General features: G+C 62.2%; 12 protein-coding genes. 6 read left to right on the forward strand and 6 right to left on the reverse strand.

All coding sequences use genetic code 11. The features are described from left to right. Nucleotides 1–7: 7 nt before the first annotated feature. Nucleotides 8–1027: an NAD(P)H-quinone oxidoreductase gene (locus A9D13_RS10840; RefSeq protein WP_066774035.1), complete on the reverse strand. Its 1020-nt coding sequence runs from the start codon at nt 1025–1027 to the stop codon at nt 8–10. A 142-nt stretch (nt 1028–1169) separates the two neighbouring features. On the opposite strand from A9D13_RS10840, the gene A9D13_RS10845 reads away from it, so the two are divergent. The 3 genes from A9D13_RS10845 to clpA are packed head-to-tail and all read left to right on the forward strand — an operon-like array spanning nt 1170 to nt 4106. Further along, complete coding sequence (locus A9D13_RS10845) at nt 1170–1409, forward strand: DUF1192 domain-containing protein (RefSeq protein WP_066773321.1); 240 nt, start codon at nt 1170–1172, stop codon at nt 1407–1409. Next, nucleotides 1406–1681, forward strand: coding sequence for a hypothetical protein (locus tag A9D13_RS20505; protein WP_156522010.1), 276 nt, complete (start codon nt 1406–1408; stop codon nt 1679–1681). Before A9D13_RS10845 ends, A9D13_RS20505 begins: the two co-directional genes overlap by 4 nt. A gap of 1 nt (nt 1682) precedes the next feature. Continuing rightward, nucleotides 1683–4106 (forward strand): ATP-dependent Clp protease ATP-binding subunit ClpA, encoded by a 2424-nt coding sequence (gene clpA, locus A9D13_RS10850; RefSeq protein ID WP_066773325.1) that lies wholly within the window; start codon nt 1683–1685, stop codon nt 4104–4106. 49 nt (nt 4107–4155) lie between these two features. On the opposite strand, the gene coaE is transcribed toward clpA, so the two are convergent. From coaE to A9D13_RS10870, 4 genes are read right to left on the reverse strand one after another with little or no spacing between them, the layout of a single operon-like run. Then, a complete protein-coding gene (gene coaE / locus A9D13_RS10855; RefSeq protein ID WP_082922284.1) occupies nt 4156–4752 on the reverse strand; it encodes a dephospho-CoA kinase in 597 nt (198 codons plus the stop codon). Then, nucleotides 4749–5606, reverse strand: a complete 858-nt coding sequence (gene aroE, locus A9D13_RS10860) for a shikimate dehydrogenase (protein ID WP_066773328.1) — start codon at nt 5604–5606, stop codon at nt 4749–4751. Before aroE ends, coaE begins: the two co-directional genes overlap by 4 nt. Before the next feature lie 13 nt (nt 5607–5619). Next, nucleotides 5620–6204, reverse strand: a complete 585-nt coding sequence (locus tag A9D13_RS10865; protein WP_066773333.1) for a Maf family protein — start codon at nt 6202–6204, stop codon at nt 5620–5622. Between the two features lie 52 nt (nt 6205–6256). Next, on the reverse strand, nt 6257–7102 hold the full coding sequence (locus A9D13_RS10870; protein WP_066773336.1) for a pyruvate, water dikinase regulatory protein: 846 nt from the start codon (nt 7100–7102) through the stop codon (nt 6257–6259). Nucleotides 7103–7777: 675 nt separating this feature from the next. On the opposite strand from A9D13_RS10870, the gene hemE reads away from it, so the two are divergent. The 3 genes from hemE to rho all read left to right on the forward strand — a co-directional run bounded on the left by hemE (nt 7778) and on the right by rho (nt 10890). Next, nucleotides 7778–8809 carry a uroporphyrinogen decarboxylase gene (gene hemE, locus A9D13_RS10875; RefSeq protein WP_066773342.1) on the forward strand — a complete coding sequence of 344 codons (1032 nt, stop codon included), beginning with the start codon at nt 7778–7780 and terminating at the stop codon, nt 8807–8809. A 71-nt stretch (nt 8810–8880) separates the two neighbouring features. Further along, nucleotides 8881–9324, forward strand: coding sequence for a CopD family protein (locus tag A9D13_RS10880; RefSeq protein ID WP_066773345.1), 444 nt, complete (start codon nt 8881–8883; stop codon nt 9322–9324). Between the two features lie 312 nt (nt 9325–9636). Beyond that, the gene (gene rho / locus A9D13_RS10885) at nt 9637–10890 is read left to right on the forward strand and encodes a transcription termination factor Rho (protein ID WP_066773348.1); all 1254 of its coding nucleotides are present in this window, start codon (nt 9637–9639) and stop codon (nt 10888–10890) included. A gap of 24 nt (nt 10891–10914) precedes the next feature. Here the strand turns inward: rho and A9D13_RS10890 are convergent, their stop codons facing one another. After that, complete coding sequence (locus A9D13_RS10890) at nt 10915–12531, reverse strand: FMN-binding glutamate synthase family protein (RefSeq protein WP_082922285.1); 1617 nt, start codon at nt 12529–12531, stop codon at nt 10915–10917.

Below are 12531 nucleotides of genomic sequence, written 5' to 3' on the forward strand. Positions count from 1 at the left end.
TGTCGCTTCAGGCCGATACTTCCAGCACGATCTTGCCGATATGGCCACCTTCGTCGATGCGCCTGTGGGCATCTACGATCTTTTCCAGCGGAAATGTCGCATCGATCTCGGGCCTAAGCTGGCCGCTGGCGACGAAGGGCCACACTTCGCGGGCGATTTCCTCGACCAGCGCGGTCTTGAAGGCATCGGTGCGAGGCCGCAGCGTCGAGCCCGAAAGCGTGAGGCGCTTTACCAGCACCTTGTGCATGGGGATCGTCGCCTCGACCCCGCCTTGCACCGCGATGGTCACGTGGCGCGCATCCTCTGCCATGCAGGCGATATTGCGCGCGACGTAATCGCCCGAAATCATGTCGAGCACGACATCGACCCCGCGCCCACCGGTCAGGCGCTTCACCTCCTCGACGAAATCGGCAGTCTTGTAATTGATCGCATGGGTCGCACCGATACGCAGCGCGGCGTCGCACTTTTCTTCCGACCCGCAGGTGACGATGATTTTCAGACCGAACAGATTGGCCAGCTTTATCGCCATGGTGCCGATCCCGCTGGTGCCGCCATGGACCAGCAGCCAATCGCCCTCATCCGCCATCGCGCGTTCGAAGACATTGCTCCACACGGTCAGCAGGGTTTCTGGTATGGCCGCAGCCTCTGTCAAAGCGACGCCATCGGGGACGGGCAGGCAATGGCCCGCGACCGCCACGCAATATTCGGCATAGCCACCGCCCGAAACCAGCGCGCATTGCCGCGTGCCCAGCATGGCCGGATCGACCCCGTCGCCAACGGCCACCACGGTCCCTGCAATCTCCAGCCCCGGCGTGGATGGCGCGCCCGGCGGCGGTGGATACAAACCTTGGCGCTGCATGACGTCGGGCCGGTTCACGCCCGCGGCGGCGACCTTGATCAGCACCTCGCCGGTGGCGGGCCGCGGCGTTTCGATCATGGCCGGGCCAAGCACCTCGGGCCCGCCCGCGCGCATGATCGCGATCGCAGTCATGCGCGCCGGAATCGTCGTGGATACTGTTTCGCTCATCTTGCCCCCGAATCCTGCCTGTCGCCTGTCGGCCTTGCCCCCCAGCAAGGACCATTTGGCTGTGGATTTCATTCAACGGCAACGCCGTTAACCGCAAGGTGAGTTGACAGCAAGCCAACAACATCCAAGATTGTGCAGTGCAATGGATGACGACAATCGCCCCAGGCCCGCTGGCCAGCCCGGCGAACTCGCGGCTCAGCTCGCGAGCGAAAGTCTCGACCCGCTTTCGCAGGACGAGCTGAAGATGCGCATCCATCTCCTCGAACTGGAAATCCAGCGGACCCGAACCCATATGGAAAAGGCAGCCAGCCACCGGCTTGCTGCCGAGGCCCTGTTCGGATCGGGCCCCGGACCTGGCGGGACAGGCAGTCCCCCGGCATGAACATCCGCGCCGCCTCTTTTCGGTCCTTGGCGGCGCACCCGTTGCAACACGGTTTGCAAGGCGCTTGTGCCGCGTTTCGCGGCATGGGATCGATGCGCCGCGTAAACCCTCGAACCTTAACGCAACCGACGGAAACGGCGAAAAAAACGGGACTTTCCGGGCGTAGGGACAAGGTAAAAAATACCTTTCCGTTAACGCTTTCGCCTTACGTTCAGGCGCACCATGCCATGAACGCGAGTCCCCCCTTTTCGCTGCTGAGGAAATATCGCTGATATGCCAAGTTTCGCACAGAGCCTCGAGAAGACGCTTCACACCGCGCTCGCCAATGCGGCCGAGCGTGCCCACGAATATGCGACGCTGGAACATCTCCTTCTCGCCCTGATCGAGGATGCGGATGCGGCGCAGGTCATGGAAGCCTGCGGCGTGGACCTTTCCGAACTGACCGGGGTGGTGAAGCAGTACCTGGACCAGGAATACCAGTCGCTGAAGACCAGCGAAAAGGCGGATCCTTCGCCGACCGCCGGTTTCCAGCGCGTGATCCAGCGCGCCATCCTGCACGTCCAGTCTTCGGGCAAGGATACGGTCACCGGCGCGAACGTGCTGGTCGCCCTGTTCTCCGAACGCGATTCCTATGCGGTCTATTTCCTGCAGCAGCAGGACATGAGCCGCCTGGACGCTGTCAGCTATATCAGCCACGGCATCGGCAAGACCGGCAAGCAGGTCGGTTCCACCTCTGCGCCCAAGGGTACGGAAGAGGAAGCGAAGTCCGAAGACAAGGCCGAAGCTTCCAGCGGCAAGGGCAAGAAGGATTCGGCCCTCGACCAGTTCACCGTGAACCTCAATTCGAAGGCGCTCGCCGGTAAGGTCGATCCGCTCATCGGTCGCGGCCCAGAAGTGGACCGCACGATCCAGATCCTGTGCCGCCGGTCAAAGAACAACCCGCTCTATGTGGGCGATCCGGGCGTGGGTAAGACCGCGATTGCCGAAGGTCTTGCGCGCAAGATCGTCGAAGGCGACGTGCCCGAGGTGCTTTCGGAAGCGGTGATCTACTCGCTCGACATGGGCGCGCTGCTGGCCGGCACCCGTTATCGCGGCGATTTCGAGGAACGCCTGAAGCAGGTCGTTTCCGAGCTTGAGAAAATGCCCGAGGCGATCCTCTTCATCGACGAGATCCATACCGTCATCGGCGCTGGCGCGACCAGCGGCGGGGCGATGGATGCCTCGAACCTTTTGAAGCCTGCGCTGTCGTCGGGCGCGATCCGCTGCGTGGGTTCGACGACCTACAAGGAGTTCCGCAACCACTTCGAAAAGGACCGCGCGCTTCTCCGCCGGTTCCAGAAGATCGACGTGAACGAACCCACGGTCGAGGATACGATCAAGATCCTCAAGGGCCTGCGTTCTGCGTTCGAGGAGCACCACAAGGTCAAGTATACGCCCGACGCGATCAAGACCGCGGTCGAGCTGTCGGCCCGCTACATCAATGACCGCAAGCTGCCCGACAAGGCGATCGACGTGATCGACGAAGTGGGCGCGATGCAGATGCTGGTTCCGCCCAGCCGCCGCAAGAAGACTATCAGCGCGCGTGAGATCGAGAAGGTCATCGCGACCATGGCGCGCATCCCGCCCAAGTCGGTGTCAAAGGACGACAAGAAAGCGCTCGAACATCTCCAGCGCGATCTCAAGCAGGTGGTGTTCGGACAGGACCGCGCGATCGAGGTGCTCTCGACCGCGATGAAGCTGAGCCGCGCAGGTCTGCGCGATGCGGACAAGCCCATCGGCTCGTTCCTGTTCAGCGGTCCGACCGGCGTCGGCAAGACCGAGGTGGCCCGCCAGCTGGCGTCCATCATGGGCATCCCGCTGCAGCGTTTCGACATGTCGGAATATATGGAACGGCACTCGGTCTCGCGCCTGATCGGTGCGCCTCCGGGCTATGTCGGCTTCGACCAGGGCGGTCTGCTCACCGATGCCATCGACCAGCAGCCGCATTGCGTTCTCCTGCTCGACGAAATCGAGAAGGCGCACCCCGACCTGTTCAACATCCTGCTGCAGGTCATGGATAATGGCCGCCTGACCGACCATCACGGCAAGACGGTCGATTTCCGCAATGTCGTGCTGATCATGACGACCAATGCGGGCGCTGCCGACATGGCGCGCAACGGCATCGGTTTCGGCGACGTGTCCAAGGCGGACGCTGGGGATGAAGCTGTGAAAAAGCTGTTCACGCCCGAGTTCCGCAACCGTCTCGATGCGATCGTGCCCTTCGCCTATCTGGGCAAGGAAATCGTGTCGCGCGTGGTCGACAAGTTCATCCTTCAGCTCGAACTTCAGCTGGCGGACCAGAACGTCCACATCCAGTTCGACGGCGATGCTCGCACCCTGCTTGGCGATCTTGGCTATGACCGCCTCTATGGCGCGCGCCCGATGGGCCGCGTGATGCAGGAGAAGGTGAAACAGCCGCTGGCCGAGGAACTGCTCTTCGGCAAGCTGGCGCAGGGCGGCGAGGTGCATGTCACCACCAAGGAAGGCGAACTGGGCAAGCCGGAGCTGAGCTTCGAGCTGACACCGGCACCGCCGAAACTGGTCAAGCGCCGCAAGAAGAAGCCTGCGCCCAAGAAGACCACCGGCAAGAGCGCCGAGGGTTCGACCGAGGCGGATCTCGACGGCTCGGACGGAGGCACCGGCCCCGAAAAGGGCTGATCTTCGGATTGTTAACGGAAGAGGGCGGCTCTGCGGGGCCGCCCTTTTTCTATGTGGTGAGGGCGGCGACCAACGCTTCGACCTGCGCGCGGGTGTCTTCGAGCGATCCGCCGTTCTCGATCACGTGATCGGCCCGCTCACGCTTTTCCGCATCCGGCACTTGCAGGGCGAGAATCTCTTCGAGTTTCGCTACCGTCATGCCGGGGCGGGCCAGCACGCGGGTGCGCTGCACATCTGCTGGAGCGGATACCACCGCAACCGCATCCAGCCCGCGCGTTCCGGTCTTTTCGAACAAGAGCGGAATGTCGAACACGATCAGCGGCGCATCGCGGTTCTCTTCGATAAAGGCGAAGCGTTCATCCGCCACTGCCGGGTGGACGATGGCCTCCAGCCGCTTCAACGCTTCTGCATCGCCGAATACGATGGCGCCCAGTTCGGCGCGCTTCACGCCTTCCGGCCCGGTGGTGCCGGGGAAGGCTTCCTCGATAGCCGGGATCAGCAGGCCGCCGGGGCCTTGCAGCTTATGCACCTCGGCATCGGCGTCGAACACGGGCACGCCCAGATCGCGCAGCATGTTCGCCACGGTGGATTTGCCCATCCCGATCGAACCGGTCAGGCCAAGGATGACAGGCCGCTTGACGCTCACGATGTCAGGATCGCCCGCAACTCCTCGTCGCAATCGCGCGGGGCTTCATGGCCGAAAAACTTCTCGAAAGCATGCGCGGCCTGTCCGATTAGCATGGCAAGCCCGTCAACAGTCTCAAACCCCGCTTCGCGCGCGGCTTTCAGGAATTCGGTGTCGGGCGGGCTGGTGACGATGTCGTAGCAGACCGAACCCGGCGGCACGTGACTGAAATCGATGTCGAGCGCGGGATTGCCCGTCATGCCCAATGGGCTGGCATTGATGACGAGATCGTAGCAGCCTTCCCGATCGTCGAACGCGAAATCGGTCGGTTCGGCCAGCATCGAGACCGGAGCGACGTGATGCTCACCTTCCGGGTCCAGTTCGTCCAGCAAAGCTCGCCCCTTGGCCGGGTCGCGGCCAAAGACGACCATGGTGAAACCGTGCCCCGCCAGCGCCGTGACCAGCGCGCGGGCCGCACCGCCATAGCCGATGATCCGCGCCATGCGAAACAGGTGCGGCTGCGCCAGTGCCTCGCGCAGGGGCTCAAGGAAACCGGGAGCATCGGTGTTATATCCGCTCAGCGTGCCATCTTCGGCCCGGACCACGGTGTTGACCGCACCCATGGCGGCGGCAGTCGGGTCGATATGGTCAAGCAGCGGCATGATCGCCTGCTTGTGCGGCATGGTCACGTTACACCCGCGCCAGTCGGGATCGGTCCGGCGGCTGGCCACATAATCGGCCAGACCTTCCGCCTTTACATGGGCGTGGCGATATTCGCCCGCCAGGCCCAGCCGCTTCAGCCAGAAATTGTGCAGTGCTGGCGATTTCGACTGGATGATCGGATCGCCGATCACCTCGGCATAAGGGACGCTCATCTTTGCTGACCTGTCATTCCACCAGTTCGCGCTGCGCCCTCAGCGCACCCAGAACGGGAAGCAGCGGCATGCCGAGAACGGTGAAGAAATCGCCCTCCACCTTCTCGAACAATTGGACGCCCGGACCTTCGATCCGGAACACGCCGACGCAATAGCCGACCGCAGGCCATTCGGCCTCCAGATATTCGCCGATGAAGGCATCCGACAATTCCCGCCAGTAGAGCCGCGCGACATCGCGGTGCTGCCATTCGATCTTGCCATCGCGGGCAAGCGTCGCGGCGCTGTGCAGTTCCATCACTTGGCCAGAGAAATATTTCAGATGCTCGACCGCGTTTTCGCGGCTGACCGGCTTGTCGAACCGTCGCGGCCCCACGGTGACGAGGGAATCGCTTCCCAGCACGAGCCTGCCGGGATGATTGTCGGAAACGGTCAGCGCCTTGGCATCGGCCAGCGCCTGCGCAGTCGGCCCCGGCGCGCCGTGGTCAAGCCGGTTTTCCAGTGCGCGCTCGTCAATGTCTGCGGGCACCGCTTCAAATGCGACGCCGGCCTGACGCAGCATCTGCTGGCGCGATCCGCTTTTGGAGGCGAGAATGATCATGGCGCAACCCTTTACCGGTTTCGTTCAGGCCCGGCCAGCCGTGTAACTCTTCCTAGACCGGCTTGGGACCGGGATTGGCTTTCGACAGGGCGCCGCGCCTTTCATTGACCAGATTGATGACGGCGGCCGCGGTCTCCTCGATCGAGCGGCGGGTCACGTCGATCACCGGCCAGCCATTGTCGGCGAACATGCGGCGAGCGAATTTCAATTCCTTGTTCACCCGCTCTTGGTCGACATAGTCGGTTTCCGGGGTCTGGTTCAAAGACAGCAGGCGATTGCGGCGCACCTGGATCAGCCGGTCCGCCGATGTCGTCAGCCCCACGACCAGCGGACGGCGCAGGCCGAAGAGGGCAGGGGGCGGCGGGCTTTCGACGACGATGGGGATATTGGCAGTGCGATAGCCCCTGTTGGCCAGATAGATCGAGGTCGGCGTTTTCGATGTGCGCGACACGCCGGCAAGGACGATATCGGCCTCTTCCCATTCCTCCCACAGCAGGCCGTCGTCATGCGCGATGGTGTACTGGATCGCTTCCACGCGGGCGAAATAGGCCTCGTCCATCTTGTGCTGGCGGCCGGGGCGGGCATGCGCCTCTTGCCCCAGCAGGCTGGAGAGCGAGCGCGTCACCTGATCGAGCGCGGAAACGGTGGCGAGTCCCGCTTCGTGACAGGCGTTTTCCAGTCTTTCGCGGATCTCGGCATTGGCGAGGGTGAAAAGGACGAGGCCGGGATTGCGCACGATCTCGCCCATGATGCGGTCGAGATGCTGCTGCGAACGCACCATCGGCCAGAAATGGCGATCAATCTCCGCCCCTTCGAACTGGGCGAGGGCGGCCTTGGCAATCATCTCCAGCGTTTCGCCAGTGGAATCGGACAGCAGGTGCAGATGTAGCCGGGCCATGAAGGTAGTTATCGTCTCGCATCGAAAGGATCATGTTGTGTCGCCCGTCATGCAGCGCGGGGCCGGACACTGCAATGGCTGAGTGCGGCACCGGCATGAAGGTGCCCGTCGATCCCGGGCGGCGACGGATTGGTGCAGAGTTTGGGGAAGCCATGTAGGCTTGTGCATAAGCACGCGGAAAGCCTGCCGGAAACGCGTGGAGCAAGGGGCATCAAATTTCATACAAATAGATGAATCAAAAAGATTTATTTGTGATATGCGTTATGGCTGATGCCAAGCCCGGTTCGCCCGGATTGGGGTCGCCCCGAATGGCGGAATCGCGTGGCCGACAGACCGCCGCCGGGCTTTTGCATTGCGGCGTCGATCCGGCTTGCACGCGCCATGTGGACAAGCACCGGCATAACCCCCGGGATGAACCCGGTGACAGAACCGGGGACGGAATTCATCCCCGCTATGTGCTGGTTCGTCCCGTGGATTCGTGAACATGGAACAGTGATGCCCACAGCCTGTTCATAAGACTCACAAGTTTCGATTGACGACGCAGCTATCGGGATTCGCATCGGCGGTTTTTCCCTCGCCATGCGGTGATAATTCGGGCAGTGCCGCGTTTCCCCACAATCCACAGGACCAACAGAGTCCAACAATCTTTTAAAAGACTATTTGGTTTGGAGAGTCATGGCCGGCCCGCTTTTCGATACGCTCAAAGGTTCCAATCTTGCCGAACGCCCTGTCTGGCTGATGCGCCAGGCCGGACGCTACCTGCCCGAATACCGGGAACTGCGCGCCGAAAAGGGCGGTTTCCTCGCGCTGGTTTATGACAGCGAGGCCGCGGCCGAGATCACGATGCAGCCGCTGCGCCGTTTCGGCTTCGACGGCGCGATCCTGTTTTCCGACATTCTGATCGTGCCCTATGCGATGGGCCAGGACCTCGAATTCCTGGCCGGAGAAGGCCCCAAGCTTTCCCCTCGGCTCGCCGATCATGCGCTGAAGGCGCTGGAAGGGGTGCCAGAGCGTCTTTCGCCGATCTACCGTACCGTGGAGCTGGTAAAGGCCCAGCTTGCCCCTGAGCAGACCATGCTGGGCTTTGCGGGCGCGCCGTGGACGGTGGCGACGTACATGGTGAACGGCGAAGGCAGCCGCGACCAGCATGACACACGGGCGATGGCCTATTCCGATCCGGCGGCTTTTGGCGCGATCATCGACGCAATCAGCGATGTGACGATCGAATATCTCATCGGCCAGATCGAGGCGGGCGCCGAAGCGGTGCAGATCTTCGACAGCTGGGCGGGTAGCCTGTCGCCGCATGAATTCGAACGCTGGGTGATTGCGCCAACGGCAAAGATCGTGTCCGCTGTGCGGGCGAAATGTCCTGGGACGCCGATTATCGGCTTCCCGAAAGGCGCTGGCGAGAAACTGGTGGCCTATGCCCGTGAAACGCGGGTTGATGCCGTGGGTGTGGACGAAACGGTGGATATCGCGTGGGCAGCGCGTGAATTGCCTGAGAACATGCCGCTTCAGGGAAATCTCGATCCCCTGCTGCTGCTCGCGGGTGGAGAGGCGCTGAAAATCCGTGCGAAGTTCATTCTCGACGCCTGCGCGCATCGTCCGCATGTCTTCAACCTGGGGCACGGCATTGGCCAGCACACCCCCATCGCCCATGTCGAGGCGCTGCTGGAGGTGGTGCGCGGCTGGCGCCGACCCGAATAGCCCCGGCCATTTTTCACTTCACCCGCCTTCCCCCCTTTCGAAGCGGGGGCAGGGGGGTTATCTAGTCAGCCATGCAAGAGGTTCTCGACGTGCTCTATCTCTGGCTCAAGACCGGCCATATCGTGTTCGTCGTTTTCTGGATGGCGGGTCTGTTCATGCTGCCGCGCCAGATGATCTACATGCACCCCGCGGCCCCCGGCTCCGATGAAGAGGCGCTGTGGGCAAAGCGTTCGCGGTTGCTTGGCAAGATCATTCTTGGCCCCAGCCTGATCGTGGTCTGGGTGCTGGGTATCGCGCTTGCCTTTTCGCTGAACGCTTGGGGTGATGGCTGGCTGCATGCGAAGCTGCTGCTGGTCGTGGCCCTGTCGGGCTTTCACGGATTTCTTGCCGCCAATGCGAAAAAGATGGCGCGCGGAGAGCGCCCGCTTTCGGAAAAACAATTGCGGATGTGGGGCGAGGTTCCGGGCATATTGCTGGTGCTGATCGTCGCTCTGGTGGTGGTCAAACCCTTCTGATCGGCCGGCCCCGGCGTGTCGCATCGGGGCCACAATGATGCAGCGATATGCGCCCATGCGACATTCATGACAGTCGGAATACACGGATAGCAATTGACCTTGTGCCGGGCGGACCTTATCTTGTGCTGGTCTTTACGGCGGTATCGGCCTCTCGCCTGATGCTCCGCCACCATCCAGATACAACCGAATAAGCCCTGCCAATCCGCCACTGCGCGCGTTTCCTTCGGCCGGGCTTGCAGATTCGGACCTCTCTTCACCCAACGGGGTTCAACCCAAGGGACCAACGAAACCCCCAAGTGGAATCATAAGAAAATGCACTTGAAAGAACTCAAGCAAAAGACCCCCGCCGAGCTGGTCGAAATGGCCGAGGAGCTTGGCGTCGAGGGCGCGTCGACGATGCGGCGCCAGGACCTGATGTTCGGGATCCTTAAGGAAGTGGCCGAGGACGAGGAAATCCTCGGTATCGGCACGATCGAGGTGCTGCCCGACGGCTTCGGCTTCCTCCGTTCGCCCGAAGCGAACTATCTGGCAGGACCGGACGATATTTATGTTTCGCCCAACCAGGTCCGTAAATTCCAGCTGCGCACCGGCGACACGGTCGAGGGCGAGATTCGTGCTCCCCGCGATGGCGAACGCTATTTCGCGCTGACCAAGCTGCTGAAGGTCAATTACGACGATCCCGACGCCGTGCGTCACCGCGTCAATTTCGACAATCTCACCCCGCTCTATCCGGATGAGAAGCTGGTGCTCGACACCGTGGACCCTACGGTTAAGGACAAGTCGGCCCGCGTCATCGATATCATCTCGCCGCAGGGCAAGGGCCAGCGCGCGCTGATCGTGGCGCCGCCGCGCACGGGTAAGACCGTGCTGCTCCAGAACATCGCCAAGGCGATCACCGACAATCATCCCGAAGTGTTCCTGCTCGTCCTGCTGGTCGACGAACGTCCGGAAGAAGTCACCGACATGCAGCGCAGCGTGAAGGGCGAGGTTATCTCCTCGACCTTCGACGAACCCGCATCGCGCCATGTGCAGGTGGCCGAGATGGTGATCGAAAAGGCCAAGCGCCTTGTCGAGCACAAGAAGGATGTTGTCATCCTGCTCGATTCCATCACGCGCCTTGGCCGTGCCTACAACACCGTCGTCCCGTCATCGGGCAAGGTGCTGACCGGCGGTGTCGATGCGAATGCACTGCAGCGCCCGAAGCGCTTCTTCGGTGCGGCCCGCAACATCGAGGAGGGCGGCTCGCTCTCCATCATCGCGACCGCGCTGATCGATACCGGCAGCCGCATGGACGAGGTGATCTTCGAAGAGTTCAAGGGCACCGGCAACTCGGAAATCGTGCTCGACCGCAAGGTCGCGGACAAGCGCATCTTCCCGGCGCTGGATGTCGGCAAGTCCGGCACGCGCAAGGAAGAGCTGCTGGTCGGCAAGGAGCAGCTGTCGAAGATGTGGGTGCTGCGCCGCATCCTCATGCAGATGGGCACGATCGATTCGATGGAATTCCTTCTCGACAAGATGAAGGATTCGAAGACCAACGAGGACTTCTTCGCCACGATGAACCAGTAAGGGGCTTTAGGGCGCCCTTACAGGTCAGCCGACCATCCGAAACGTCTCAGCGCTCGCCGCATTCCAGTGGCGGGCGTAGGTGGTGCTGTCGGGGTCTTCCAGCAGGATGCCGGGCTGCAGGAAAGTGTAGAACCGGTCCATTGAATCCGATCGCACCGTGTTCACTCTTTCGCGGATCAGTTGCGGCGTGATCTCCCACGGGTTCTCAAGACCCATGGCGACCACGATCTCCCGCAATCCGTGCAGTGTCTGGCGCTGGAAGCGGGCGACGCGTTCCGCCTTGTCGGTGACCACCAGTCCGCGCTGGCGTGTGATGTCCTGCGTGGCGACGCCGGTAGGGCATTCGTCGGTATGGCACTTCATCGATTGCACGCAGCCCAGCGCGAACATGAAGGCACGCGCGGCATTGCACCAATCCGCGCCCAGCCCGAAGTTCATGGCGAGGCCAGCGCCTGAATGAACCTTGCCCGCCGCCGCGATCTTCACCTGCGGTTTGAGGCCAGCCCCCACGAGCATGTTGCGCACCATGATCGTGCCTTCGCGCAGCGGCATGCCGACGCGGTTGGACAGTTCGACCGGCGCCGCGCCGGTGCCGCCCTCGGCCCCGTCGACGGTGATGAAATCCAATGTGATGCCCGTCTGCAGCATGGCCTTGGCAATCGCCATCAGCTCGTGCGGTTGCCCCACGCAGAGCTTTATGCCGATCGGCTTGCCGCCAGACAGATCGCGCAGCCGGGCGCACCATTCGACCATTTCGATCGGCGTTGAAAAGGCCGAATGGGCAGGTGGCGAAATGCAGTCCTCGCCGCGCTCCACCCCGCGGGCCGCTGCGATTTCGCGGGTGACCTTTGTGCCGGGCAGCATGCCGCCGTGGCCTGGCTTTGCGCCCTGGCTCAGCTTTACCTCGATCATCTTTACCTGATCGATCCCGGCGTTGTCGGCAAAGCGTTCAGCACTGAAACTGCCGTCCTTTTCGCGGCATCCGAAATAGCCGCTGCCCAGCTCCCAGACGAGATCGCCGCCACCTTCGCGGTGATAGCGCGAGATGCCGCCTTCGCCCGTGTCGTGATAAAATCCGCCCTTCGCTGCACCCTCGTTCAGGGCCATGATCGCATTCGCCGAAAGCGACCCGAAACTCATGGCCGAGATATTGAGCAGCGCCGCATCATAGGGCTTTGCGCATTGGTCCGAACCGACAGTGCAACGCCAATCCTTGGGCGCTTTCGCATTGGGCGCGATTGAATGGCCCAGCCATTCATATTCTTCCGAATAAACGTCGAGTTCGGTGCCGAAGGGGTGGGAATCGAGCTCGCCCTTGGCACGGGCATAGATCAGGGCGCGCTGGTCATGGTTGAACGGGCGTCCATCAAGGTCGGATTCGACGAAGTAGGAATGGATATAGGGCCGCAGATCCTCTCCCAGCCAGCGAAAGCGCGCAATCAGCGGGTAATTACGGCGAAGCGTGTGGGAATCCTGAAAGAAGTCCCACAGCGCCAGCGCCAGCAGCGGTATCGTGACGATCGCCAGCCATCGGACCGGCGGCCACGCGATGGCGATGATCGACAGGATTAGCAGAACCGCGACCGCGCCGAAGCGGGTGGTCAGGTCTGCCGAGCTACGCCAATGCGCGCGGTTTCGCAT

Source organism: Croceicoccus mobilis (genome assembly GCF_001661965.1).
Lineage (GTDB): Bacteria > Pseudomonadota > Alphaproteobacteria > Sphingomonadales > Sphingomonadaceae > Croceicoccus > Croceicoccus mobilis.

Excerpts from the sequence above, each read along its gene's own strand:
- A9D13_RS10840 (WP_066774035.1), bottom strand. The coding sequence starts at position 1,027 with ATGAGCGAAACAGTATCCACGACGATTCCGGCGCGCATGACTGCGATC.
- A9D13_RS10845 (WP_066773321.1), top strand. The coding sequence starts at position 1,170 with ATGGATGACGACAATCGCCCCAGGCCCGCTGGCCAGCCCGGCGAACTC.
- A9D13_RS20505 (WP_156522010.1), top strand. The coding sequence starts at position 1,406 with ATGAACATCCGCGCCGCCTCTTTTCGGTCCTTGGCGGCGCACCCGTTG.
- clpA (WP_066773325.1), top strand. The coding sequence starts at position 1,683 with ATGCCAAGTTTCGCACAGAGCCTCGAGAAGACGCTTCACACCGCGCTC.
- aroE (WP_066773328.1), bottom strand. The coding sequence starts at position 5,606 with ATGAGCGTCCCTTATGCCGAGGTGATCGGCGATCCGATCATCCAGTCG.
- A9D13_RS10865 (WP_066773333.1), bottom strand. The coding sequence starts at position 6,204 with ATGATCATTCTCGCCTCCAAAAGCGGATCGCGCCAGCAGATGCTGCGT.
- A9D13_RS10870 (WP_066773336.1), bottom strand. The coding sequence starts at position 7,102 with ATGGCCCGGCTACATCTGCACCTGCTGTCCGATTCCACTGGCGAAACG.
- hemE (WP_066773342.1), top strand. The coding sequence starts at position 7,778 with ATGGCCGGCCCGCTTTTCGATACGCTCAAAGGTTCCAATCTTGCCGAA.
- A9D13_RS10880 (WP_066773345.1), top strand. The coding sequence starts at position 8,881 with ATGCAAGAGGTTCTCGACGTGCTCTATCTCTGGCTCAAGACCGGCCAT.
- rho (WP_066773348.1), top strand. The coding sequence starts at position 9,637 with ATGCACTTGAAAGAACTCAAGCAAAAGACCCCCGCCGAGCTGGTCGAA.
- A9D13_RS10890 (WP_082922285.1), bottom strand. The coding sequence starts at position 12,531 with ATGCGAAACCGCGCGCATTGGCGTAGCTCGGCAGACCTGACCACCCGC.